22 protein-coding genes are annotated in these 22,720 nt (G+C 57.9%); 8 read left to right on the forward strand and 14 right to left on the reverse strand.

Annotated features, from left to right (window positions below):
* Positions 1–292 precede the first annotated feature (292 nt).
* The 6 genes from OHL22_RS14915 to OHL22_RS14940 form a co-directional block, all read right to left on the reverse strand.
* Positions 293–769 (reverse strand): acyl-CoA thioesterase, encoded by a 477-nt coding sequence (locus OHL22_RS14915; RefSeq protein ID WP_263338945.1) that lies wholly within the window; start codon positions 767–769, stop codon positions 293–295.
* Positions 770–935: 166 nt separating this feature from the next.
* Positions 936–2,351 carry an RIP metalloprotease RseP gene (rseP, locus tag OHL22_RS14920; RefSeq protein WP_263338947.1) on the reverse strand — a complete coding sequence of 472 codons (1,416 nt, stop codon included), beginning with the start codon at positions 2,349–2,351 and terminating at the stop codon, positions 936–938.
* A 100-nt stretch (positions 2,352–2,451) separates the two neighbouring features.
* Positions 2,452–3,624, reverse strand: coding sequence for a 1-deoxy-D-xylulose-5-phosphate reductoisomerase (locus OHL22_RS14925; RefSeq protein ID WP_263338950.1), 1,173 nt, complete (start codon positions 3,622–3,624; stop codon positions 2,452–2,454).
* 192 nt (positions 3,625–3,816) lie between these two features.
* Complete coding sequence (locus OHL22_RS14930) at positions 3,817–4,638, reverse strand: phosphatidate cytidylyltransferase (RefSeq protein WP_263338952.1); 822 nt, start codon at positions 4,636–4,638, stop codon at positions 3,817–3,819.
* 64 nt (positions 4,639–4,702) lie between these two features.
* Complete coding sequence (locus OHL22_RS14935; RefSeq protein ID WP_263338953.1) at positions 4,703–5,572, reverse strand: isoprenyl transferase; 870 nt, start codon at positions 5,570–5,572, stop codon at positions 4,703–4,705.
* 198 nt (positions 5,573–5,770) lie between these two features.
* Positions 5,771–6,343 carry a helix-turn-helix domain-containing protein gene (locus OHL22_RS14940; protein ID WP_263338954.1) on the reverse strand — a complete coding sequence of 191 codons (573 nt, stop codon included), beginning with the start codon at positions 6,341–6,343 and terminating at the stop codon, positions 5,771–5,773.
* Between the two features lie 330 nt (positions 6,344–6,673).
* Between OHL22_RS14940 and OHL22_RS14945 the strand changes: the two genes are divergently transcribed.
* A complete protein-coding gene (locus OHL22_RS14945) occupies positions 6,674–7,279 on the forward strand; it encodes an HAD family hydrolase (RefSeq protein WP_263338955.1) in 606 nt (201 codons plus the stop codon).
* Positions 7,280–7,332: 53 nt separating this feature from the next.
* Here OHL22_RS14945 and OHL22_RS14950 read toward each other — a convergent pair whose 3' ends face one another.
* Positions 7,333–7,824, reverse strand: coding sequence for a hypothetical protein (locus OHL22_RS14950; RefSeq protein ID WP_263338957.1), 492 nt, complete (start codon positions 7,822–7,824; stop codon positions 7,333–7,335).
* Between the two features lie 178 nt (positions 7,825–8,002).
* Between OHL22_RS14950 and OHL22_RS14955 the strand changes: the two genes are divergently transcribed.
* Both OHL22_RS14955 and OHL22_RS14960 read left to right on the forward strand, forming a co-directional pair.
* A complete protein-coding gene (locus OHL22_RS14955; RefSeq protein WP_263338959.1) occupies positions 8,003–8,491 on the forward strand; it encodes a hypothetical protein in 489 nt (162 codons plus the stop codon).
* Positions 8,492–8,638: 147 nt separating this feature from the next.
* Entirely contained in the window at positions 8,639–9,460 is an 822-nt protein-coding gene (locus OHL22_RS14960) for an enoyl-CoA hydratase/isomerase family protein (protein WP_263338960.1), read from the forward strand.
* A gap of 9 nt (positions 9,461–9,469) precedes the next feature.
* Here the strand turns inward: OHL22_RS14960 and OHL22_RS14965 are convergent, their stop codons facing one another.
* A complete protein-coding gene (locus OHL22_RS14965) occupies positions 9,470–10,624 on the reverse strand; it encodes a glycoside hydrolase family 130 protein (RefSeq protein ID WP_263338961.1) in 1,155 nt (384 codons plus the stop codon).
* A gap of 27 nt (positions 10,625–10,651) precedes the next feature.
* Positions 10,652–11,659, reverse strand: a complete 1,008-nt coding sequence (locus OHL22_RS14970) for a phosphoesterase (RefSeq protein WP_263338962.1) — start codon at positions 11,657–11,659, stop codon at positions 10,652–10,654.
* 203 nt (positions 11,660–11,862) lie between these two features.
* Between OHL22_RS14970 and OHL22_RS14975 the strand changes: the two genes are divergently transcribed.
* The 5 genes from OHL22_RS14975 (at position 11,863) to OHL22_RS14995 (ending at position 18,613) form a co-directional block, all read left to right on the forward strand.
* Positions 11,863–13,002 carry a CPBP family intramembrane glutamic endopeptidase gene (locus OHL22_RS14975; RefSeq protein ID WP_263338964.1) on the forward strand — a complete coding sequence of 380 codons (1,140 nt, stop codon included), beginning with the start codon at positions 11,863–11,865 and terminating at the stop codon, positions 13,000–13,002.
* A gap of 87 nt (positions 13,003–13,089) precedes the next feature.
* Entirely contained in the window at positions 13,090–15,525 is a 2,436-nt protein-coding gene (locus OHL22_RS14980) for a penicillin acylase family protein (protein WP_263338968.1), read from the forward strand.
* Positions 15,526–17,334 carry a hypothetical protein gene (locus tag OHL22_RS14985; protein ID WP_263338970.1) on the forward strand — a complete coding sequence of 603 codons (1,809 nt, stop codon included), beginning with the start codon at positions 15,526–15,528 and terminating at the stop codon, positions 17,332–17,334. It begins immediately after the preceding gene.
* An 8-nt stretch (positions 17,335–17,342) separates the two neighbouring features.
* The gene (locus OHL22_RS14990) at positions 17,343–18,245 is read left to right on the forward strand and encodes a polyprenyl synthetase family protein (RefSeq protein WP_263338972.1); all 903 of its coding nucleotides are present in this window, start codon (positions 17,343–17,345) and stop codon (positions 18,243–18,245) included.
* Between the two features lie 8 nt (positions 18,246–18,253).
* Complete coding sequence (locus OHL22_RS14995) at positions 18,254–18,613, forward strand: metal-sulfur cluster assembly factor (protein ID WP_263338974.1); 360 nt, start codon at positions 18,254–18,256, stop codon at positions 18,611–18,613.
* A gap of 23 nt (positions 18,614–18,636) precedes the next feature.
* Here OHL22_RS14995 and OHL22_RS15000 read toward each other — a convergent pair whose 3' ends face one another.
* The 5 genes from OHL22_RS15000 to OHL22_RS15020 all read right to left on the reverse strand — a co-directional run bounded on the left by OHL22_RS15000 (position 18,637) and on the right by OHL22_RS15020 (position 22,683).
* On the reverse strand, positions 18,637–19,008 hold the full coding sequence (locus OHL22_RS15000) for a hypothetical protein (RefSeq protein WP_263338977.1): 372 nt from the start codon (positions 19,006–19,008) through the stop codon (positions 18,637–18,639).
* A 121-nt stretch (positions 19,009–19,129) separates the two neighbouring features.
* Positions 19,130–19,441, reverse strand: coding sequence for a hypothetical protein (locus OHL22_RS15005; protein ID WP_263338980.1), 312 nt, complete (start codon positions 19,439–19,441; stop codon positions 19,130–19,132).
* A gap of 110 nt (positions 19,442–19,551) precedes the next feature.
* Entirely contained in the window at positions 19,552–19,995 is a 444-nt protein-coding gene (gene atpC / locus OHL22_RS15010) for an ATP synthase F1 subunit epsilon (protein ID WP_263338983.1), read from the reverse strand.
* Positions 19,996–20,070: 75 nt separating this feature from the next.
* Positions 20,071–21,513 (reverse strand): F0F1 ATP synthase subunit beta, encoded by a 1,443-nt coding sequence (gene atpD, locus OHL22_RS15015; RefSeq protein ID WP_263338985.1) that lies wholly within the window; start codon positions 21,511–21,513, stop codon positions 20,071–20,073.
* Between the two features lie 87 nt (positions 21,514–21,600).
* Positions 21,601–22,683 carry a F0F1 ATP synthase subunit gamma gene (locus tag OHL22_RS15020; RefSeq protein ID WP_263338987.1) on the reverse strand — a complete coding sequence of 361 codons (1,083 nt, stop codon included), beginning with the start codon at positions 22,681–22,683 and terminating at the stop codon, positions 21,601–21,603.
* Between the last annotated feature and the right edge of the window lie 37 nt (positions 22,684–22,720).

Genomic DNA, 22,720 nt, shown 5'->3' on the forward strand with positions numbered 1-22,720 from the left:
CTGCAGCCATGGACTCACTACTACAACCACGAAAGACCTCATGGTAGCCTCAACTACAACCCGCCCATCAGCCGCTCCGAGATACCGCTCGCCGATGGAACAACCTCTTGAGCTTCTACAGGCACCCGGCGACGCGGTTTCAGGGAACAGCAGATTCCCTTCGGGGATGACAGACCAGAAAAGCAAGGACAACTGCAAAAACAAAGGCTACGGCAGATCCTTCGCTTCTCCACCCCAGCGAACAAAACGCGTTCGCCGGAGACCCCGGTTCGCCCAGGATGACAACCTTGACCTAGCTCTGCAGTGTTGGTTCTTGTGTCTCGTCCTGTTTTTCTGTGCGATCCAACTTGGCTGCTTGCATTGCATCGCGAATTGCCTGTTCGTATTGCCTGGGCATTGGGCATCTCTGCATGCTGTGAGTACAGACTACGTGGACAGTTTCTCCCTCGGCTAGCAACGTCGCGCTGCCGTCCGCTTCCTTGCGCGAGAGGCGGTAGGCGAATTTGAGGACGGAGTTCTTCAGCAGCGTGGGGTCGGCTTCGATTTGGACGAGATCGTCATAGCGGGCAGGCGAACGGTAACGACAGCTGGCTTCGACGACAGGCAGGATGCAGTCATACTCGTCTTCCATCTGCTTGTAATCGAAGCCGAGGGCACGGAGTAACTCGACTCGGCCAATCTCAAACCAGACCAGATAGTTGGCGTAGTAGACCACGTTCATCTGGTCAGTTTCGGCGTAGCGGACGCGCTGTTCGGAGACGATCGGCATAATTTGATTTTAAGTGCGAGGGATAAAGAGGCTTAGTAGTGGTTGGCTGGCTGCATCAGGAAAAGCAGATCCCCTTCGGGGATGACAGACCAGAAAAGCAACAACAAAAACAAAAGTAGATCCTTCGCTCCGCTCAAGGATGACAACTTACATCGTACGACGCACTTTACGGTTTGCCCTGGGTGAAGAGAGGCAGCTTGGAAATGTCGTTGAAGATGATGTAGACGGCGAAGACAACAATCATGACGAAGGCTACCTGGTAGACCCGTTCCTTGACCCGCATATCGATGTCGTGGCGCAGGATGCCTTCGATGATGAGAAAGAGAATCATGCCTCCATCAAGGATGGGGAACGGCAGCAGGTTGAGGATGCCAAGGTTGAGACTGATGAAGGTCATGACCTTCAACTTGGCTTCCCAACCGGGAGTTTCCGCTGCTTCGCCGGTCTGGCGGGCTATGCCGATGGGACCGGAAAGCGTATTGATCGACATACGGTGCGTGACGATCCGGTGCAGCACCTGCAGGATCAGGGTCGAGTTTTGCCGGTTGAACTTGACTGCCGCGGCTACCGCCTTCGGGAACGGAAGCTGGACGATATGGAATGGAGGCCTTGATCCAGTGAATCCGATACGCCAGGCTGGCGGAGGGTTGGCGGTATCGTATGCGGGCTGAATGGCGATGGTTGAGAGTTTGCCCTGATGATCAACCTGCGCAGAGATCGGCGCGCCTTTGCGGAATTGCAGGTAGGAGATGACGGCTTCGGTGCTGTGGAAGGCGTGGCCGTCCAGGGTGATGAGCTGGTCGCCGGGTTGAATGCCTGCCTTTGCTGCAGGCGAGCCGGGATTGATGGAGACTACCTTGACGGGGTCGGGCTGGAAGACAGGGATGAAGCCAATCTCGTCGGGGGAGAAATCATCGTGTTTCAGCGCGTCTGGCAACGATAGCGTCAGAGGCAGTGTCTGACCGCCGCGCTCGACTTCCATGGATACCGTGTGCTCCTGGCCGAGGGACTGGAGGGCCAGAGCGGACTCTTCGTAGATCTGCTGATAGGTGGGATTGGCGTCATGCGAAAAGCTGACAATGCGATCACCCGGCTGCAGGCCCGCTTTGGCTGCGGGTGAATCGGGCACGACCCAGTCGAGAGTGACGGCCTGATCTTCGTAGACAGGCACTTCATTGTGCAGCATGTAGAAACCGGTCATGAGGCCGATGGCGAGAACGAAGTTGGCGACCGGTCCGGCAAGACCAATGATGATGCGCTGCCAGCGGGGATGCGAGGTAAGCGCGCCGGGATCGACCTTGTTGGCTTCGATGGCCTCGGCGTCCGCGCCTTGCAGCGACATGTTTTCGCCGGGCATGGACTCGCCGGTCATCTTGACGTAGCCGCCGAGCGGAGTGGCGGAGATGCAGTAATCGGTTTCGCCGATCTGGATGCCGAAGAGACGCGGCGGGAAGCCGATGGAGAACTGCTCGACGCGGACACCGCAGAGCTTGGCTGCTACGAAGTGGCCGAACTCATGCACCAGGACCATGATGCCGAGGACGATGAGTACTGAGATGGTATCGACGAGAAACGTGTGCATAGATGCGCGTGCAAAACCTCAATGCTTCAATGGGCGGCCAAGGCAGAACATGACCTGAGGTATTTCTCCTGTCCGGCTGATGCAACTCAGGAGAAATACTTTACACGCGAGTGGCAGCTTGTTGGACTGCTTCGCGAGCCCGTTCACGCGCCTGGGAATCGGCTGCAAGCACCCCGGCGATTGTCTCCGGATGGCTTGTGGGAGTCCGTTCCAGCACCTCTTCTATTGTACGCGGGATTCCGTTAAACGGAATGCGGCGGTCGAGGAATGCTTCAACGGCGACCTCGTCGGCGGCGTTGAGAGCGATGGGGTGCTCTCCACCCTTTTGGGCGGCTTCGTAGGCGAGGCGCAGGCAGGGGAAGCGGGCGAAGTCGGGTTGCTCGAAATCGAGTTGCGAGAGCGCGGCGAGATTGAAAGTGAGATTGGAGGCCGGACGCTCGGGGTAGGCGAGGGCGTAGAGGATAGGCAGGCGCATATCGGTGACGGAGATTTGCGCGAGAATGGAGCCGTCTACGTATTCGACTAACGAGTGGACAGTAGATTGCGGATGGACGGTGACGCGAACCTGCGACGGTGGTAAGTCGAAAAGGCGGCAGGCTTCGATGACTTCGAGGCCTTTGTTGAGCATGGTGGCCGAATCGATGGTGATGCGGCGCCCCATGACCCAGGTGGGATGTTTGAGGGCCTGCTCGGGGGTGATGCAATCGAAGTCGGCAAGCGGGAGGCGGCGAAATGGGCCTCCGGAGGCGGTAAGCCAGATTTGCTTGACTTCAGCGGCGACGCCGACGCGCATGCACTGATGGATGGCATTGTGTTCTGAGTCGATGGGAAGCAGTGGGACGTTGCCTGCGCGGGCGGTACGGGTGAGGATTTCGCCTGCGGCTACCATGCACTCCTTGTTGGCAAGGCCGATGGGCTTGCCGGCGAGGATGGCTGCGTGGGTGGCTTCAAGGCCGGCTACGCCGACGATGGCTGAAACTACGAAATTCACGTCGGGATGGGTAGCACAGGCGACGCTCCCGCCTGAGCCCCAGAGGACTTCGGTATCGGTGATGCCTGCTGCACGGAGTCGCGATGCGAGTTCGGAGGCGAGCTCTTCAGTAGCCAGCGAGACGAGACGCGGATGCCAGCGGAGGGTCTGTTCGAAGGCGGAATCGATGTTGCGTCCAGCGGCGAGGGTGGCGACGGAGAAGCGGTCGGGATAGGACTCAACGATGGAGAGGGTGCTTTGGCCGATGGAGCCGGTGGAGCCGAGAATTGCTAGTCGTTTCAAGAGGTGATCCTGTGGTGCATCCTGAAAAGCAGATCCTTCGCTTCTCCACCCCAACGAACGAAAAGCGCGTTCGCCGGGGACCCGGTTCTTCACCCCACGGACGAAGACCTGTCCGCGGGGATCCGGTTCACTCAGGATGACAACTTCTATGGTATCTGGTTTAGCGCCGTAGATCGGGTCGAGACTTTTTGCTTAGAAGTGCTGGATGACCTGGGCGTACCAGAAGACTGGGGCGGCGAGCAGGAGGGCGTCGATACGGTCGAGAATGCCTCCGTGGCCGGGAAGGAGGGTACCGGAGTCTTTGACGCCAGCTGACCTCTTGAGGGCGGATTCGGCGAGGTCGCCTACCTGGGCCGCGATATTAACCAGGATGGCCATGAGGAGCCAGTAGGCGATGGTGCCCGAGTAAACGAGGAAATGCAGTTCGCGATGAGCTAACTGGACGGAAAGAACCAGTAGAAGAGCGGTGACGATCAGGCTGCCTAAAATTGAACCGGCGGTGCCTTCCCAGGTTTTGTTGGGGCTCAGCCGCGGGGCGAGCTTGCGGCGGCCCCAGGCGCGGCCGATGTAAAGCGCTGCGATGTCTCCACACCAGACGGCGCACAGTAGGAAAACGAGCGCGGATTTACCCTCTTCGGAACTGCGGATGAAGGGCACGGCGATGAGCGTGAGCCCGGTGTAGATGAGGCAGAATATGGCAGCGGCAGAGCTGGAGAGGACTTCCGCTATGGGACAGGCAAAGGCGCAGTAGACAAGAAGTGCGAGCGAAAGGATGCCGACGGTGGTGAGGAGCTTATCTGGCCATTCGAAACTGACGAGAAATAGCAGACCAATGGAAAACACGACAGGGATGCGTGGAGGTTTTGCGCCGGTGTGCTGGGCGATGCCTAGAAATTCCCAGGCGGCCAGGATGGCGACTGCAGCGGTAGCGAGCGTGACTAGCCAGTCGGGCGCGAAGAAGACGAGAAGTATAACGAGGGGAATAAGTACGAGCGCTGTAAGAATTCTTTTCATGCCAAGGGTGAGGATACACCGCTGGGCTGCGATTTCCCTGCTCTAACTGTTTGCATAGCGCGAGTCAGCGCGCGCCGGAGGGAGCTACCGCTGCGTCTTCGGATTCATCTGCATGAGCTTCACGCTCGGCTTCGCCCAGGCCGCCGTAACGACGCTCTCGGCGCTGGTAAGCGGCAATGGCTTCGAGCAGGTGAATGCCGCGAAAGTCGGGCCAGAAGCGCTCGGTGACGAAGATTTCGGTATAGGCGATCTGCCAGAGGAGGTAGTTGGAGATGCGCATCTCGCCTGAGGTGCGGATGAGCAGATCCGGGTCTGGCATGTGAGCCGTATAGAGGTGGCGATGGATGTCCTCCTCGGTGATCCGATCGTGGCTGACTCCCTTCTGCTTCATTTCAGCAGCAAGGGAGCGAAAGGCGTCGACTAGTTCGGAGCGGGAGCCGTAATTAAGGGCCAGCGTTAGAGTGGTACCGGTGTTGTTGACTGTTTCTTCGGCAGCCCACTGCATACGCTCCTGCACGTCGGGGGGGAGCTCGTGGGTGCGTCCGATGTAACGGATGCGAACATTGTTGTCCATCATGCGCTGGACGTTGCTTTCCAGATAGCTGCGCAACAGGCGCATGAGGAAGCTGACTTCAGCGCGAGGGCGACGGAGATTGTTTTCCAGTGAAAAGGCGTAAAGGGTGAGCCACGGAAGGCCGATGCGGGAGGCCGTTTCGGTGACGAGTTGAACGCTCTTGGCTCCCTGCTGATGGCCGAGGAATCGCTTAAGTGATCTGGCCCCTGCCCAGCGGCCATTGCCGTCCATGATGATGGCGACATGCTCTGGCAAGCGGGTAGGCGTCAGGGTATCGAAGATAGCTCGCTCTTCGGGCGAGAGCTCATGGATCCGTGACGTAGTGGTGAGATACAAAGAATTCGCCTCTTGCAAGCGCATGCTTTCTGCGCGCAATGCATGGTTGGCGCCACAAAGCAGACAACTTCGACGCTAGCACATGCGCCTTGCCATCGCAATTCAAGATCGATCGCGCGGAGCGTATGGGACTCACAGATCGAGACGGAGCCGGCGGCACAACGACTTCAGTAGGTGCTGCGCCGCCGCCTTGGAGAAGACGGATCAGTTACAAATCGTGTGTTACGCGGTACGCCGCTTGCCCAGCGCCTGCTCACGCGCAGCTTCCCGGGCGCGGTCCCGCACCTGATTCAGGAGCAAGGAGCGCTGCAATGGCTCGAGCCGGGGCAGATACTGAGCAATCTCGGCCAGAAACGGATCGGCGAGAATTTGCGCTGTCTCTTCCTCGCGACGGCCGCGACCATCGCGCACCAGATGGCAGATATCGACTTCAAGGGCGTAGGCGAGGCGCTCCAACGAACCCAGTGTCGGAATAGCCTTGCCGTTTTCGATCTTGGAGATATAGGTGCGAGGCACCTGCATACGGCTGGCAAGCTGCCGCTGGCTGAGATGGCGCGCCTTGCGAATCTCCTTGACCTGTGAGGCCACGCGAAGACCAGCGTCGGATTCCTCGGAATCGGAATCAACCGCTGGCACCATGGCGATGGGGGCGGGAGCTTCTTCCATGTCGAGCGCCTTGTGGCAGCGCCGGCACATGGAGTTGCTGGTTCGGAACTGCACCAGCTGGCAGTGTTCGCAGCGCAATACTTCGCGTGCAGGCATGGTTAGAGGCATCGTCACCACTGTCGTTGCCATAGATTGCTGCGGAGAGCCAGAGCAGGGCTTCCGTTGGCGAATCAACCCTTCTCTCGCTCCCCACTCAGGCATATACCCGACATAGAAAACAGGAGAAGTGACTTTTCCGCCGCGTCAAGTGTTACTTTCCGCCTGTTGAACCATAATTGTCAAGTGAAAAACTCGGGTCATATCGGAAAAACCGGCAAGAAACCTGAAGAAAACCAAAGAAACACGAACCATAAGCTGCAACATGGCGGTTTTTGAGACACTTACAGCGAGCCGACATGACTGATAACGCGCATGCCCCCTTACAGAAACGCATCACGACGCTTCGGTAAGATGGAGGCCATGAGCAGCAACGGGTTTGACCGCAGCGCCGCCTGGGCGTTGCTGACGGAATGGACGCAGGGCGAGAGTTTGCGGAAGCATGCCCTTGGTGTAGAGACCTGCGTAGTGGCCTACGGAAATGCCGAGGCTGACCGGCTGGGCTTGGAGGAAAGCGATCCGGAACGCGGCGAACTGCTGGACCTGTACGCCACCACTGCTCTGCTCCACGATTTCGATTATGAGAAACATCCCTCACTCGAAGAGCACCCGTTTGTTGGGGTACGCGAGCTCGAGCGGCTTGGCTGGCCGGAGAGTCTGCGCCGGGCGATCCTCGGGCATGCCACGTATTCAGGTGTGCCACGCGATACCTATCTGGCGAAGGTGTTATTCGCGTGCGATGAATTATCGGGCTTTCTGACGGCGTGCGCTTTGGTGAAACCTTCAAAGGCTATCGCTGACGTAGAGCCTGCGAATGTCCGGAAGAAACTGAAGGACAAGGCTTTTGCCCGCGGCGTGAACCGGCAGGATGTGATTCAGGGAGCAGAAGAGCTTGGTGTCGATCTGGACGCGCATATCGCTTTTTGCCTGGCGGCGATGCAGAGGCGGGCGGATTTGCTGGGACTGTAGCTTTGTGGGTGTCGCGGATGCACTGCTGCCAGCAACGTGCATCCGCGACGATTTCAGAGACAGTACATAGAACGGAATTGGTTGAGAGATATCTGGTCGAAGTGCTGACCGGTATCAGAAGTTTCCGCATTCACCCAGGCTTCATGCTCGATCTCTTCGCGAGTCTTCGTAGAGACAGGGGTATTGTTCCAGTAATTCTGGGCTAATTCGGAAAAAGCCTCCCAGTTGTTCGCGATGAGAGTGAGAATTTCGTTTTTCGCAGGAAGCGGTAGACTGCCGAGCTTATCCGCATTCGCAAAGTCTGAAATTTGCGTGTAATCTGTCGCGCTCTTATTTAGCGTGTCGAATTTGGGAATATTCGAGGTCGCGCGCGCGTACTGGACCGTTCGAATGTAGATCGGGTATCCGGTCAGATGGCCGGAGTGCAATTCGAAATCGTAATCATCGCGGGTTTGCCATCTTTCGACGTCATCGAGAGTTTCTCTTTTGATGTATCCGGTGACCACAGGGTCGTCTTCCTGAAATTTGAAAAGTATTGCCGGCACAGTGTGATCCCTCCTCGAAATAAGGTGTGGTGGATGGTGTTTTCGGGCGATTGCGCGTTGCGGCAGGGGGAGAGTGGCAGGCCGAGCAGAAATCCCCCCTTAGTTTCCCACCGATGGTTGTGTTTATACCCACTTAGGGGCATTGAGGGCATTCGAAAGTAACCTTACTCTCTGAGACATGAACCAGATTGCGACAACGATGCCTGAGGCCCGTCACCGCAAAACCAAGAAAAATATACACGCGGCCAGCTCTCAATCCGCTGTTCAAACAGCTCAAGAACCGAAACAGCAAGCAGTAAAGAAAGAAAAATCAAAAGACAAAAAGAAGCCGGGTGCGTTTCTCGTTGCATTCTGGCCAATTGCCGTGGGCCTGTTCCTCGCAGGCTTTGCGCAGGAATGGTATGCGATGGCAACGCAGGCAGGCATCTGGGCGCTGCGGCTGACGTTTCCCTACGCTACGCTGGTCTCGCAGCCCGCCTTTGGCCTGGATGTTCATGGAGCGGCTCACTGGTCGCACCTGATGGTCCTGGGGCAGCTTCCACTCGATGGCGTGTTCATGACACTGTTGCTGGCGCGCGGCAAGGGGCTGCAATCGGCCATCGCACAGATGCTGCTGGTGCATGGTGTGTGCATATTGGTGCTGTGGCTGCTGACGTTCGCGGGGTAATTAGATTCGATTCGCCCACCTGGGGAGGGGCTTATTTGAGGCGGCGACATCAGTCGCCGCCTTTTTGTTCTTTGGCACATCAACATAGGTGAAGGCGGAACGAAACAAAGTTAGGCTATGATGGTTCGTTGCCAGGAGGCGTTTGTCATGAACCAGTTTCGCTTCATTGAAGTCGAGTCGGAACAGGGAATACAGATCATTACGCTGAACCGTCCTGAGAAGCGCAATGCACTCAGTCCGGAGTTGATCGACGAGTTAACGCAAGTACTGAACGATACCGCACAGTGCGATTGCGAGGTCGTAATCCTGACAGGCTCAGGATCGGCATTTTGTGCCGGACTGGACATGGAACACCTGGAAACAATGCATGCCAGGACACAGGAACAGCATAGGCGTGACTCGGAAAACATGGCTCGCGTCCTGCGAACGTTGTATGAGTTTCCCAAACCGATTATTGCGGCTGTCAACGGACCGGCTATCGCGGGCGGCATGGGGTTGGCGGTGTTGTGCGACTTCACTTATGCGGCCCCAGAGGCGAGGTTTGGTTTTACAGAGGTCCGGGTTGGATTCACTCCCGCCGTGGTTGCGTCATTCCTCATCCGGCAGGTAGGTGAAAAGCATACGCGCGAACTACTGTTAAGCGGACGGATTTTGAAGGCAGAGGAAGCATGCAGGCTGGGGCTGGTGACGCGCGTTGTGCCGCAGGAAGAACTGATGGCGGAGGTACACGCGCTGGCAAACAGTCTGCTACAGAACAGTCCGCAGGCGATGCGGGCAGTGAAAGAACTGGTTGTGAGCCACTCTGCTGCGCAGCTTGATGATGAGATCGAAGATGCCATTACTGCTAATTCACTGCAGCGATCGACAGAAGATTTCCGCGAAGGCATCATGGCCTTCCTGGAACATCGCCGTCCGAAGTGGCCGAGCCTGAATCCGCACCCTAAAGAGCACGTGCACATCAAGGCCTGAGTGAGCGAATTATCTGACGAGGTTGCCGGCAGGTGCGCTTGCGACACCGACAAATGAGTCGGCAGTGCCGTAGTAGAGAAACCACTTGTTCTGAAAGAGCACGAGACCTTCGCCGAAAGTTGTGCCTGCGGTGTACTGGCCGCTGCGCTCGTATGGCTCCTGCGGAAATAAGCTCGGCTGGTTAAGTCGCTGGAGCAGGTGCGTGGGATGGTCTGGGTCGAAGAGAGCTTGTCCGACTGAATATGCGCCCGGGCCGAGTTGCTTATCTGGATGGTCTTCGGGCTTTTCGGCGTTCTTGCCGTTATAGAGCAGGAGAATTCCCTGCTTCGTTAGAATCGGCGGCGGACCTACTTCCGGGAAGGCACTGTCGAATAACTTGGGACGCCGGCTGAGCACGACGGTGGGCTCGCCGGGAGCTTCTTCGATGGGGGTCCAATGGATGAGATCGGATGAGGACGCTAAGCGTATCTGAATCTCGCCCCAGTACATCCAGAATTTTCCGTGGATGCGTGCGGCGATAAGGCGACCGTTTTCAAGATGCGTGACGATGCCGCTGGATTTGTATGCGAGGTTCGCGTAAGGGCCGGTATCGCCAAGTGCGGGACCGTGCTTGGTCCAGTGGATGAGGTCGGGCGATGTTGCGACGCCGATGGAGTAGGTCTTGCGGTTCCATTGCGTGTAGGTAAGGACGTAGGTGCCATCAGGAGCCTCGACGATACGCGGGTCTTCGACGCCACCGGGCCATTCGCGCGATTTCTGACTGTCTTGGGCGGGATAGAAGACGGGCTCAGGCATACGGGTGAAGTGAATACCATCGCCCGATTCAGCGAGCCCGAGGCGCGAGGTGTGCATGCCGATCTGCATGGAGCCGGAGTCGTCTTCGGCGCGATAGAGAACGACGATCTTGCCGTTGCGCACGATGGCCGCGGGATTGAAGGTGTGCAGACCCTCCCAATGAATGGGTTTATGCAGGATTGGGTCTTCGAAGACGCTGGCGGGATTGGGGCGGATGACTGGCTCTTGGATTGGGCGTGTAAATGGGCCGAGAGCCCAGTCTTGCGGATGCGTGGGTTGCTGAACTATCTGCTGAGCGGTGGCTCCGACGATAAAAGGGGCCGATGCGGCGACGAGCAAGAATTGTTGGACCTTCCGGGAAAGGCGCATTTGGATGCGACTCCTTTCTGCGTGCGTTTACTTGCCGGGAAAGGGATTTTTTGCGCGCAGTTCGGCGACGATGACGAGGGAGGCTTCGCGGGCTTCATCGCTACGGTCTGGCGGAAAGCTGATGGCGCCGACACGGGCGTGGCCGCCGCCGCCGTAGCGCTCGCAAACCTGGGCGAGATTAACCATCTCTTCTGGCTTTGCCTTGGTCCAGGGATTGGAGCCGACTGCGACCTTGGTGCGGAAGCTCGATTTGGACAGGCCTATGGAGTATGTGGCCTGCGGGTAGAGGTAGTACGGGATGAACTTATTGAAGCCTTCGAGCTGATGATCGGAGATGTCGAAGAAGATGGTGCCGTCTCGATACTCGGCACGCTCGCGGATGAGGGCGATGGCGCGCTCGTGCTGCTCCAACAGCGGAAACAAAAGAGGCGCGACGAAAGGCTGACTGAGGACTTCGGCGAGCGGCAGCTCTGTGAGGAGCGGGATGAGACGCGGGATAAAAGTGGGGTCCTGCGTGGACTCGATGATGAGCGTCAGCTTCATGGCAGGCGCTGCCATTTCGACTGCGGCTTCGGGGCTTTCGTAGAGAGCGCCATCGACGATGTTGGCCCAGTAGATCAGGTCCTTAACTGGCGCTGTATCGAAGCGGAAGCGGGTCTCGGCGATGTGCGCGAGATAGCTGGTGCAGGAAGTGTAGCTGGGGTCGAAGAATTTGTGTCCGGCGCAGACGGGATCACGCTGGCAGGCCAGAAAGTGTTCATGATCCGCGGGTGTCAAAAAGGCCGAGAGATGATGATCGAACCACCAGGTAATTTTTGGAGATGCCGAGTATTTGAAATCGACGATGGCGTTTTCGTCGCCGGTGAAGTCGGCTTCATTGAAGAGAGCTCCGGCGCGATGAACGAGGCCCTGATATTCATAGGTGACGGGCTCGCTGAGGGTCGGAGCAATGCACTCGCGATAAAAGCGGGTGAAGAGTGAGGCGGAGCAGGCTCCGTCAAAGCATTTGTCGTGGTAGAAAACGCGAACCCGCAAGACTGGCTGCTCCCGTAGCTAGCTGAATCGTCCGCCACTCTGCGCGACGGGGACAGGCACAATGGCCGAAGTGTCTAGCATCTTAGGTCTGCCTGGGTGTGTCAAGTCGCCGGTCGCACAATGGCGGCCATCACAACGCAAAGCGGAAAAAGCGGGAACTGCGATTTTCGGTGCAGCGTATTCTGATTCCTAAAAGGATATTCATGGCAGACGTTGACCCTCATCACCAGAGCAGTACTGTGGGCATAAGCAGTACGCCACCACTCAGCCCGATTGAGCCAACTGAAATCCGGATTCTGAAGCAGATATTATTTGGCCCGCATGGGTTACGTTCGGGCTGGATCGCTGCCGGTTTTCTCGTTGTGAACTTCGTGACGTCGAGGATTTTTACCGTGATCGGCGCTCAGGTGCTTGGGATCTCACTGGAGAACGCACTCAAGGGTTTTGGACCTGCGACTGCGGGCTTTCTCGAGGTTGTCTCATTTCTAGCGCTTGTGACTGCGATGCTGCTGGGAGCGCTGGTTGCCCGGTGTAACTGGCTGGATTACAACCTGCGTTCACGGCACTGGGTCTTGCAGTTCGCTGTCGGAGCGCTTACTGGCGCCGCATCTCTTTCATTGTTGCTGGCGATACTCCATAGCGGTGGGTGGATTCGCTTTAGCGTGGGCGATTTGCAAGAGACGCACGCCGTTCGGTTCGGGCTGGCGTGGGCGGGAGTGTTTCTTCTTACGGGGCTGGTCGAAGAGGGTATGACTCGCTGCTTTCTGCTTGGCACTTTGACGCGTGGCGCAGATTTCTGGTGGTCGAGCGGCACCGTTGCGTTTCTCTGTCTCGCTGCTTCGGTGAATGCGCACGGCAATGGAACTGCCGGAGTGTATGCGGCTGCGGTGTTAGGCGTGCCGGGCTGCCTGGTTTTGCATCTACGCCGCTCCGAAATGGAAGGTTTTTGGTGCGCGGCATGGCTGACATCAGTACTCTTCTGTTACCTGCACACCTTTAATCGTGGTGAAAGCTCGGTTGGTATTTTCGGCACGGCACTGATCGGGTTTGCATTTTGCGTGAGTGTGTGGGCGCTGGGATCGGCATGGTGGGCGATCGGTTTTCATGCGGCGTGGGACTGGGCTCAGACATTTCTGTTTGGAACGGCAGATAGCGGCATGGCACCGAAGGATCACTGGCTGACCTCCGCTCCTGCGGGACCGAATCTCTGGAGTGGCGGCAGCGCAGGGCCGGAGGGCAGTGTGCTGATTCTTCCCTTGATCGTTTTGGTGATGTTGGGGCTTGCGGTTGTTGCTTCGAGACGAATCAAACGAGCGGCGCTGCCTATGGACAATCTTTCTTGAGTCCGGTTGGGCCAGCTATTCTAAGCAGGCCAGAGAGATTGCAGAAGTGTAGCGTTGAGTCCGGTTGGATTCGCCAGGAGAAATTGTTTGACACGAGCGGGAAAATGGCTGCGGCGATTGCTTTGGGCTGTTGGCGGACTCGCAGCATTTGTCCTGCTGGTGGCGCTCTTTGGCGTGTGGTGGCTGCATCATGCGATGTCCGCTTCCCTTCCGCAGGTGGATGGTGAGCTGCATCTCTCCGGTCTTTCAGCGCCGGTTACGGTGCGACGCGATGACCATGGCGTTCCGCATATTGAAGCCGCAACGCAAGATGATCTATGGCTGGCGCAGGGATTTGTGACGGCTCAGGATCGCCTGTGGCAGATGGATATGCTTCGCAGGGCATCGGCTGGCGAATTGTCCGAGATCATCGGCCCATCGATGATTGAGCGGGACAAAATGCAGCGTGTGCTGCAGTTTCGCAATGTGGCTTTGCGTGTATACAACAGCTTTCCAGAATCGGATCGGCGGCGCTATGAGCAGTATGCCAAGGGTGTGAATCTTTATATTGCGCAATGCAACGGCAAATGGCCTTCCGAGTTTCGTTTCCTGCACTATCGTCCGAAGCCTTGGCAGGGTTCCGATTCCATTCTCATCGGACTGAATATGGTGGAGAGCCTGGACACACATTGGGAAGCCAAGCTGAGCCGTGAGTTGATTTCAAGCAAGCTGAACAACGCAAAACTCGAGGCTGATCTGTATCCGACTGGATCGTGGCGCGATCAACCGCCTACCGCAGCTGTTGCCGATATGACGCAGCCTCATCCTGCGCCGCCACCGGACGATACGGATGAGGCACAAATGCGTTCCGGGAAAAGAGCGCCGGGGGGCGAGGACATCGCGGAGTTGCGCCGTGCGCTGGGGCTGCCAGCCTGTGCGGGATGTGTTCCTGGATCGAACAACTGGGTGATTGCGGGCAAGCATACGGCAAGCGGCAAGCCGATGCTTTCAAACGATATGCATCTGGGCCTGACAGTGCCGAATATCTGGTACATGGCTGATCTGAAGGCTCAGGGTTTTCATGCGGAGGGCGTGACGCTGCCGGGCATGCCGTTTGTGATCGCTGGCCATAACGAGCACGTAGCGTGGGGATTTACCGCGTTGTATGCGGACGTACAGGATCTTTATGTTGAGAAGCTGGACGGCAAAGGAAACTATCTGAGCCCACAAGGAGACTGGCGGCCACTGGCTCATGTGCATGAGACGATCCATGTGCGATTCAAGCCAGATGTAAAGCTCGATGTCGAACTGACCGATCACGGCCCGCTGCTTGACCCGGTGTTCAAGAAGGAAAAACGTCCGATCGCGCTGCACTGGACACTCTACGATCCTGCGCTGGCGTCGATTCCGTTGTATGAGATCGACACTTCGAGCAATTGGCAACAGTTTTCGAATGCTCTGGATGCGTGGTGCTGGCCTACGCAGAATGTGGTTTATGCCGACGACGCCGGGCATATCGGATATCACGCTGTGGGTAAGGTGCCAATGCGGCCTGCGGGACTGGTCGGAACTCCGATTACAGATACGCAGCATGAGTGGCAGGGGTATATTCCGTTTGACGATCTTCCCCTCTCATTCGATCCGCCGTCGGGTCTGCTGGCGACGGCCAATGCGCGCGTGACACCGAACGACACGAAGTTTCCGCTGACGCTCGAGTGGCCCGATCCGTACCGTGCCGAGCGGATTTATCTTGATTTGCGGGGACGCGACAATCTGAAGCGCGAAGACATGATTGCAGTACAAACCGACATTTACAGCGAAGAAGACCAGGAGCTTGCGCATCGGGTTGCCTATGCGATTGACCATACGGCAGGAACGGATGCCCGTTTGAAACAGACTGCCGATCTACTGCGAAGCTGGGACGGACGGATGACGGCTGATTCTGCCGCTGCGTCGATTGTGTTCCGCGCACGACAGGCTTTCTGGCCGATGATTCTGCAGCCGAAGCTTGGGGCCGATGGCGAATCGTATGAATGGGGTGAGTCGAATTTTGCCGAGGAAGAGATCATCATGCACGGCTCGGCAGGGCCGGGACCTAGCCCGTGGTTGCCACCGAACTACAAGGACTGGGATTCATTGCTGACCGATGCGGTGCGCAAGGCGTTGGAGCAGTCCAAGGCTCCGCAGAATCTTTCGAAATGGAGCTATGGGTCGTGGCATGTGATTGACCTGGAGCATCCGGTGTATCAACTATTGCCGCTGATCAAGGGATGGTCGGGCACAGGTGAACAGCCATTGAGCGGCGATACCGTCACGATCAAGCAGGTGGGCCGCGCTTTCGGGCCGAGCCAGCGCTTCACGATGGACTGGAGCGCGCCCGATCAGTCGACAGAGAATATCGTGCTGGGTGAAAGCGGCGATCCGCTGAGCCCGTGGTTTCGCGATCAATGGCCGGCATGGTATGGCGGTACTACCTTTGCCATGCCTTTCTCTGACGCGGCTGTGACTGGACAAACCTCTCACACACTGCGGCTGGTGCCATAGGTGGCTGCAACCGGCGGGTCAAATCAAAACGGCGCATTCGCCAGAGTGTGGCGCGGTCTTAAATGGGGTGATGGTGCGCTGTGGATTCCGCTGGCAGCGCTGTTTGTCGCTGGCAGTGTACGGGTGTTGCGAGGAGTCTCGTGCGGGCATGATTTTGAGTTCCATTTGATCTCGTGGATGGAGACGAAGCGCGCATGGAGCCAGGGCGTACTGTATCCGCATTGGGCGCAGACGCCAAACTGGGATGCGGGTGAACCGCGATTTGTCTTTTATCCTCCGCTGACTTGGATGCTGGGTGCGTTGCTTGGGTATCTGCTGCCCTGGACGATTCTGCCGTCGGCGCTTGTCTTCCTGATTCTGACGGCGACGGGATTCGCTGTGCGGGCAATGTTGCGTGGACTGGCGAGTTCATGGGTATCCGGAGGGAAGGCGACGCTTGCGGGGGTGATTGCGGCTGCTACCCCTTATGGGTTGTTTACTGCGTATGAGCGTACGGCTTTCAGTGAACTGGCAGCGGCGGTGGCTATACCGCTGGTGCTGCTATTTGCGTGGAAGGAACCTGATCGCTCGGCTGGCGTACGAGGCTTTGATCGCTGGATACTCTGGCTTGCGCTGGTGATTGCGGCTACTTGGCTTACCAATGCTCCGTCAGGTGTGATGGCGTGCTATCTGCTGATGTATGCCGTATCGGGCGCAGCGTTGTTGCGGCGGGAGTGGTGGCCGATGATCCGTGCAGCCATAGCGTTGCCTGTCGGGCTTGGATTAGCGGCGTGTTATCTGGTGCCGGCAGCGGTTGAGCAGAAATGGATCGATATTGGCCGCGCGGTGGATGTGGGCATGCGGGTGCAGGATAGCTGGCTGTTTGCGCGGCACGCATCGCCTGATCTGTCATACCATGACCAGGTATTACGCACTGCTTCTGTGCTGGTGGTGCTGACGGTGGTGCTGGCATGCGCGGGGTTCGTGACCGCATGGCGGAGCGGCAAGTTGCCACGGGATGGACGTGCGATATGGATTCCGCTGGCAGCGCTCATACCGGTGATCCTGCTGCTTCAGTTCCCTGTTTCGGCACCGCTGTGGTCATGGCTGCCGAAGCTGGCGTTCCTACAGTTTCCGTGGCGATGGCTGATGGTGTTGAATCTTTCCTTCGCCATATTTCTTGCAATTTCGACGCCGTGGAAGAGTCTGCGTTGGCGGTTGGGATCGGCAGCCGGATGGGCTGTTGTACTCGTGCTTTTCACGGCACTCGGAACATTGTTCTTCTATCAGTACTGCGATAACGAGGATGACGTCGGCAATCAGAAGGCTGTGTTTCAAGCCAACTCGGGCGTGGACGGAACGGATGAATACGCGGCGCTGGATAGCGACAATTCGCTGATTTCATCGGATTTGCCGGACGCCTGCCTTGTCACCGATGCGACCAAAAAACTGGGTGAGAGCCAGAACGGTTCGGAGCCTGACTGGTATCCCGAGCAGGGCTCGTGCGATCAGACATTCACGGCGCAACTTTGGCAGAACGAGCATAAGATATTTCAGATCAATGCGGACCATGCGGGGTTTGTTGTGCTGCGTCTAAGCCGGTATCCGGCATGGCGGATTATGGTGAATGGAAAACCTGCGGAGAATGCGCCAGAACGTGAGGATGGCTTGATCGCAGTACCGGTGAGCGAAGGCGACTCCACTCTGGATGTGCGCTGGCATAATCTGGCGGACGATCTGTGGGGCGATGAGATTAGCGCGGCGGCAGTCGTTGTGCTGGCAGGAATGTGGTTTGCGATCCGAAGACGGCGTTCGATGGTTAATTTATGATGGAAAGAATGGATACAGCGCTCAATCTCGATGTGAAATCATTGCTTCGCGAAGGCGTCGAGCTGACGGACGTGAATCTTGAGGCGCTGATTCCTGCTCCGGAAACCGTTCCTTCTTCGATTCACAAGGCCATGCGCCATTCGACGTTTGCCGGTGGCAAGCGGCTGCGGCCGGTGCTGGTGTATCAGGCAGCCGCGGCGGTTGCGGGAGCGGTTCCGCAAGGCATTGGGAAACTCGGTGCGGCGATTGAGATGCTGCATACGTACTCGCTGATTCACGACGACCTGCCGGCGCTCGACAATGACGATCTGCGGCGCGGCAAGCCGACGGCGCATGTGGTTTTTGGCGAAGCGATTGCGATTCTGGCAGGCGATGCGCTGCAGACGCGGGCGTACGAAGTGCTGGCGACGCTCGATTGCCCTCCTGCTGCGACGGTTGAGATTATTCGCCAGATTGCCAACGCCACCGGCACGGTGGAAGGCATGATTGGCGGGCAGGTGCTGGATCTTGAAGGCGAAGGGTCGAAGCCGACGCCGGAATCGGTGGATGCGATTCATCGCGCGAAGACTGGCGCATTGATTCGCGTGAGCGTGGTAACGGGTGGCATCTTTGCCGGGGCTACGCCCGGGCAGGTGGCGCTGCTGGATACCTTCGGGCGTAAGGCTGGGCTTGCTTTTCAGATCATCGACGATGTGCTGGATATGACGCAGGACTCCGCGCAGCTTGGTAAGACGGCGGGTAAGGATCTGAATCAGGACAAGGCGACGTGGCCGGCGGTGTATGGCATTGAGCAGAGCCTGCGCGATGCGGACCGGCTGATCGGCGAGGCGTTCGTTGCGCTGGAGCCATTCGGCGCGAATGCCGAGGGTCTGCGGTCTGTTGCACGCTATCTCGTTGAGCGCAAGAGCTAGTCGTCGCCATGATGCAGCAGAGTTCCCGATGGCAGCTTCCAGAACTGACCGCAGATGACATCTATGCTGCGCTTCGAGACTGTTTTGATCCGGAAGTGAAGCTTAATCTTGTCGATCTTGGTTTGATTTACGGCGTTGCGCTCGAAGCTGATCCGAATGCTGCTCCGGCGTTTCCGCGCCAACATGTGAAGGTCACGATGACGCTGACGACGCAGCAGTGTCCGGCGGGCGGATTGATTTTTGAGCAGGTACACAACCGGCTGATGAGTATTCCGCAGGTGAGCAAGGCGCAAGTCGATCTGGTATGGGAGCCAAAGTGGACGCCCCACCGTATTAGTGCGGCAGGGCGGTTGCAGCTTGGAATTTAAAGGCAAACTGAGGACTGGGACTTCTATCGGCGCAGAATGTTCTGCAGACGATGTCCCTGGGCGCTGACTTCCTGCATGTAGCCTTCTACACGCTCGATGAACTGTTGAGCGCCAGCTACGTATCCCGGTAATCGCTCCCACCATTGCTTCACGGCTTCCTGCTCTTCAAGCAGCACATAGGCAGTGCCTGCTGCGGCCACGGCGGCGGCAGCGCGACGGCGGCCCGCAAGCAGCAGAATTCCACCTGCGACGAGGGTGCCGGCGGCGAGAAGATTGGTCAGGTCCAGCTCCTGCGCGGGTGTTGTTGCAGGGGCTGCGGGTAATGCTGCGCCGGTAAGCTTAACCTCGGTGTATTGAGCTGCTGGAGCCGATTTCGAAATGGGAATGGCAGGCATAGTCTCTCCTTCGTAAAAGCTGCAATGGGTTGGATGCCAACCGTGATTCAAAGTCACTACTCACAACGAAAACTATCTGGGTAAGGCAGAACAAACCACTGAGCCACAGATACTTCCGGCGTTAGTCGAGATCGAATTCGCGCAATGGCCTGCCTTCTGGGGCGTCTTTGGCTTTCTTGAGCGCTTCGGCGAATTTCTTTTCCAGCAGATCGGACTTGTTTTTTTCGGCCTCAACGGACTGGCGGAAGATGGACTCCTTGCGCTCCTCATGCTCGCGCATGGCCTTGGTGGCTGCGGCAAGATCCTCAAACGTGCGCTTACGCGGAGCGGGTGTGTGGCTGATGAGCAGGCCGGTTTCTGCGTCGATGCGCAGAATAGCGGAGCAATCGGGGCAGGCTACTTCAAAGACTCGGATTTGGGACGGTTTCGCCATAACTACATGGCATTGTAGGAGGAAATGCGGACGGTTGTCGCGTCAACAACAGCAAAGCAAAAGCCCCACCTTCTTTGGCGGGGCTTTTGCTCGATCTGATTGCTCAGAACTCAGTGTGTCTTGGCGTCGCCAGCGCTGGCGAGTTTGGCTTCGGCTTCACGGATGACGCGTTCAGCTTCAGTGTACTTATCGGCATCATCCCCGGCGTCGGACCAGAGCTTATGGCCGTGTTCGAGTTGCTCTTTGGCGCGGGCGGTGTCTATCTGCGCAGGGGCCTGGGCATCGTTGGCGAGGATGGTTACACGGTCGGGGAGAACTTCGACGAAGCCCCAGCTTACGTTGTAACGGTCCGAATTACCGGCGTTCTCGCCACCCGTTGCGCCGTGGAGCGTTACGTCGCCCGCACCCAGCTCGGCCAGCAGCGGAGCGTGCCCGTAGAGCACCTCCATGTAGCCGGTCTTCGCGGGAAGCTCGACGGCATCAGCCTTAAGATCGACGATCACGCGCTCGGGGGTGACGAGGCGAACACGGAGTTGATTGGTGGAGTCTGCCATAAAACCTCAGTGTGGAGTGTGAAGTACGAAGTGTGAAAAGCCGAATACCTCACACTTCACACTCACACTCGTTTTCTACGCTGTTGCCTTCATCTTTTCGGCGGTTTCGAGCACTTCTTCGATGGTGCCCTTCATATAGAAGGCCTGCTCGGGAACATCGTCGTGCTTGCCTTCGATGACTTCCTTGAAGGAGCGGACGGTGTCGGCAATCTTGCAGTAGCGGCCCGGGATGCCGGTGAACTGCTCGGCAACGTGGAAGGGCTGCGAAAGGAACTTCTGCACCTTGCGAGCGCGGGCGACGGTGATCTTGTCTTCATCGCTGAGCTCGTCGATGCCGAGGATGGCGATGATGTCCTGCAGATCCTTGTAGCGCTGCAGAATGCGCTTCACGCCCTGGGCCACATCATAGTGCTCCTGACCGACGGCGCGCGCGTGCAGAATGCGCGAGCTGGAGGCCAGCGGATCGACGGCGGGGTAGATACCGAGTTCGGACAGCGGACGGCTCAACACAGTGGTAGCGTCGAGGTGGGCGAAGGTGGTGGCCGGGGCGGGATCAGTCAAGTCGTCGGCGGGCACGTAGACGGCCTGCACGGAGGTGACGGAGCCGCGCTTGGTGGAGGTGATCCGCTCCTGGAGCTCGCCCATTTCAGTGGCGAGGTTGGGCTGGTATCCGACGGCCGAGGGCATGCGGCCGAGCAGTGTGGATACTTCAGAACCGGCCTGCGTGAAGCGGAAGATGTTGTCGATGAAGAGCAGCGTGTCGGCGCCTTCTTCGTCGCGGAAGTGCTCGGCGACGGTGAGAGCGGTAAGGGCGACGCGCAGACGGGCTCCGGGCGGCTCGGTCATCTGGCCGTAGATAAGTGCGGCCTTGGACTTCGAGGAATCGCCGGGCGTGATGACGCCGGACTCGGACATTTCGAGCCAGAGGTCGTTGCCCTCGCGGGTACGCTCGCCGACGCCAGCGAAGACCGAGTAACCGCCGTGATTCTTGGCGACGTTGTTGATCAGCTCCATGATGACGACTGTCTTGCCGACACCGGCGCCGCCGAAGAGGCCGATCTTGCCGCCCTTCAAGAAGGGCTGGATGAGATCGATGACCTTGATTCCGGTCTCGAACATCTCTTCCTGGGTCGATTGCTCCTCGAACGACGGCGCGGCGCGATGAATAGGCTTGCGCTGCTTTGCGTCGACAGGACCGAGCTCATCGACTGGGTTGCCGATGACATTGAGGACACGGCCCAGCGTCTCCTTGCCCACAGGCGCGGTGATTGGACCGCCCAGGTCGTGCGCATTCATGCCGCGCACCATGCCGTCGGTTGCTTCCATGGCGACGGTGCGGACGCGGCCCTCGCCGAGGTGCTGCTGCACTTCGAGGATTACGTCAATGGGCACGGGGACGTTGAAGCCCTCACTGGTGACGCGCAGTGCCTGATAGATAGGCGGCATTGTCGCTTCTTCAAACTGCACGTCCACGGCGGGACCGGAAACCTGAATTACCTTGCCGATATTCTTTGCCATCGTATGCCTTCCAAATCTTTGCCTACTACTGATCTTCGGGGCCTCGTTACCCATGTCTCAAAATCGAGACATGGGGCGCCCGATTCCTTAAACCGCCGCGGCTCCGCTGACGATTTCGATAATCTCCTTGGTGATTGCAGCCTGACGCACGCGGTTCATCTTGAGCGTGTAGGCGTCGATCATGTCGCTGGCATTGTTGGTGGCCGCATCCATCGCCGTCATACGCGCTGCGTGCTCAGCCGCTACCGACTCGGCCATTGCGTGGTAGAGCATCGCGGAAACATATTGGGGCAGCAGGCCGTTGAATAGCTCCTCGGGCGACTCATCATAGATGTAGTCGACCTCGGCTGTTCCGAACTTCTTCGCTTCCTCGTCGGCCTCGTGCGTATCCGGTTCCTGCAGCTCGATGCCTGCAGAGGCGGCAGCCCTGGCGGCTTCTTCGCGTTCTTCCCTGGTAAGCTCGATGGACTGCGTGATGTCATGCTTACCGATCTCGATCAGAGGCAGCAGGCGCTCGGTGACTACGCGTTGCTGTATGACCGACTTGAACTCGTTGTAAACGATGTAACAGGCGTCGATCTCTTCGTGAACGTAGCGGCGAATAATCTCTTCGGCGATCTCAAAAGCAGAGTGCGCTTCGAGCTTTTCGAGAATACCGAGGTGATCGCCAACCATTTCAATGGGAGCCTTGCGGTCGCGTTCCTTGACGGTCATTTCGCCGTCGGCTGGGTTATCGACTTTTTTCTCGTTGTAAATCGCCGCTGGATAGCGGCGGCGAAACGCATCGGTGGACTTGCGGCCGACGGTTTCAATGTCGATTTCCTTTTCGCCACGGTCGTGGATGTAGTTAAAGGCCGCCTTGAGGATGTTGCCGTTGAAAGCTCCTGCGAAACCGCGGTCGCCAGCGATGACGACGAGCAGCACGCGCTTCTCCGGACGCGACAGGAAGAGCGGATGCCGGATGTTATTGGTCTCCGGGTCAATGATCTCAATGCGCCGGACCAGCGACTCAAGGACGCTGGTGATCATCTGCGCATAGGGCCTGGCAGCAAGGGCGCGGGCCTGGGCGCGGCGCAGGCGTGCGGCCGAGACCATCTTCATGGCCTTGGTGATCTGCCGCGTGTTCTTCACGCTGCGAATGCGCCGTTTTAAGTCGAGTACGCTGGGCATTGAAAACCTTGAGTGTGAGTGTGGAAGTGTGAAGTGT

Source organism: Acidicapsa dinghuensis (assembly GCF_025685685.1).
Lineage (GTDB): Bacteria > Acidobacteriota > Terriglobia > Terriglobales > Acidobacteriaceae > Acidicapsa > Acidicapsa dinghuensis.

Coding starts and splice junctions, on each gene's coding strand:
- OHL22_RS14990 (WP_263338972.1), top strand. CDS start 17,343: ATGGATACAGCGCTCAATCTCGATGTGAAATCATTGCTTCGCGAAGGC.
- OHL22_RS15000 (WP_263338977.1), bottom strand. CDS start 19,008: ATGCCTGCCATTCCCATTTCGAAATCGGCTCCAGCAGCTCAATACACC.
- rseP (WP_263338947.1), bottom strand. CDS start 2,351: ATGCACACGTTTCTCGTCGATACCATCTCAGTACTCATCGTCCTCGGC.
- atpD (WP_263338985.1), bottom strand. CDS start 21,513: ATGGCAAAGAATATCGGCAAGGTAATTCAGGTTTCCGGTCCCGCCGTG.
- OHL22_RS14960 (WP_263338960.1), top strand. CDS start 8,639: ATGAACCAGTTTCGCTTCATTGAAGTCGAGTCGGAACAGGGAATACAG.
- OHL22_RS14915 (WP_263338945.1), bottom strand. CDS start 769: ATGCCGATCGTCTCCGAACAGCGCGTCCGCTACGCCGAAACTGACCAG.
- OHL22_RS14965 (WP_263338961.1), bottom strand. CDS start 10,624: ATGCGCCTTTCCCGGAAGGTCCAACAATTCTTGCTCGTCGCCGCATCG.
- atpC (WP_263338983.1), bottom strand. CDS start 19,995: ATGGCAGACTCCACCAATCAACTCCGTGTTCGCCTCGTCACCCCCGAG.
- OHL22_RS14955 (WP_263338959.1), top strand. CDS start 8,003: ATGAACCAGATTGCGACAACGATGCCTGAGGCCCGTCACCGCAAAACC.
- OHL22_RS15020 (WP_263338987.1), bottom strand. CDS start 22,683: ATGCCCAGCGTACTCGACTTAAAACGGCGCATTCGCAGCGTGAAGAAC.
- OHL22_RS14945 (WP_263338955.1), top strand. CDS start 6,674: ATGAGCAGCAACGGGTTTGACCGCAGCGCCGCCTGGGCGTTGCTGACG.
- OHL22_RS14935 (WP_263338953.1), bottom strand. CDS start 5,572: ATGCGCTTGCAAGAGGCGAATTCTTTGTATCTCACCACTACGTCACGG.
- OHL22_RS14930 (WP_263338952.1), bottom strand. CDS start 4,638: ATGAAAAGAATTCTTACAGCGCTCGTACTTATTCCCCTCGTTATACTT.
- OHL22_RS14940 (WP_263338954.1), bottom strand. CDS start 6,343: ATGGCAACGACAGTGGTGACGATGCCTCTAACCATGCCTGCACGCGAA.
- OHL22_RS14975 (WP_263338964.1), top strand. CDS start 11,863: ATGGCAGACGTTGACCCTCATCACCAGAGCAGTACTGTGGGCATAAGC.
- OHL22_RS15005 (WP_263338980.1), bottom strand. CDS start 19,441: ATGGCGAAACCGTCCCAAATCCGAGTCTTTGAAGTAGCCTGCCCCGAT.
- OHL22_RS14995 (WP_263338974.1), top strand. CDS start 18,254: ATGATGCAGCAGAGTTCCCGATGGCAGCTTCCAGAACTGACCGCAGAT.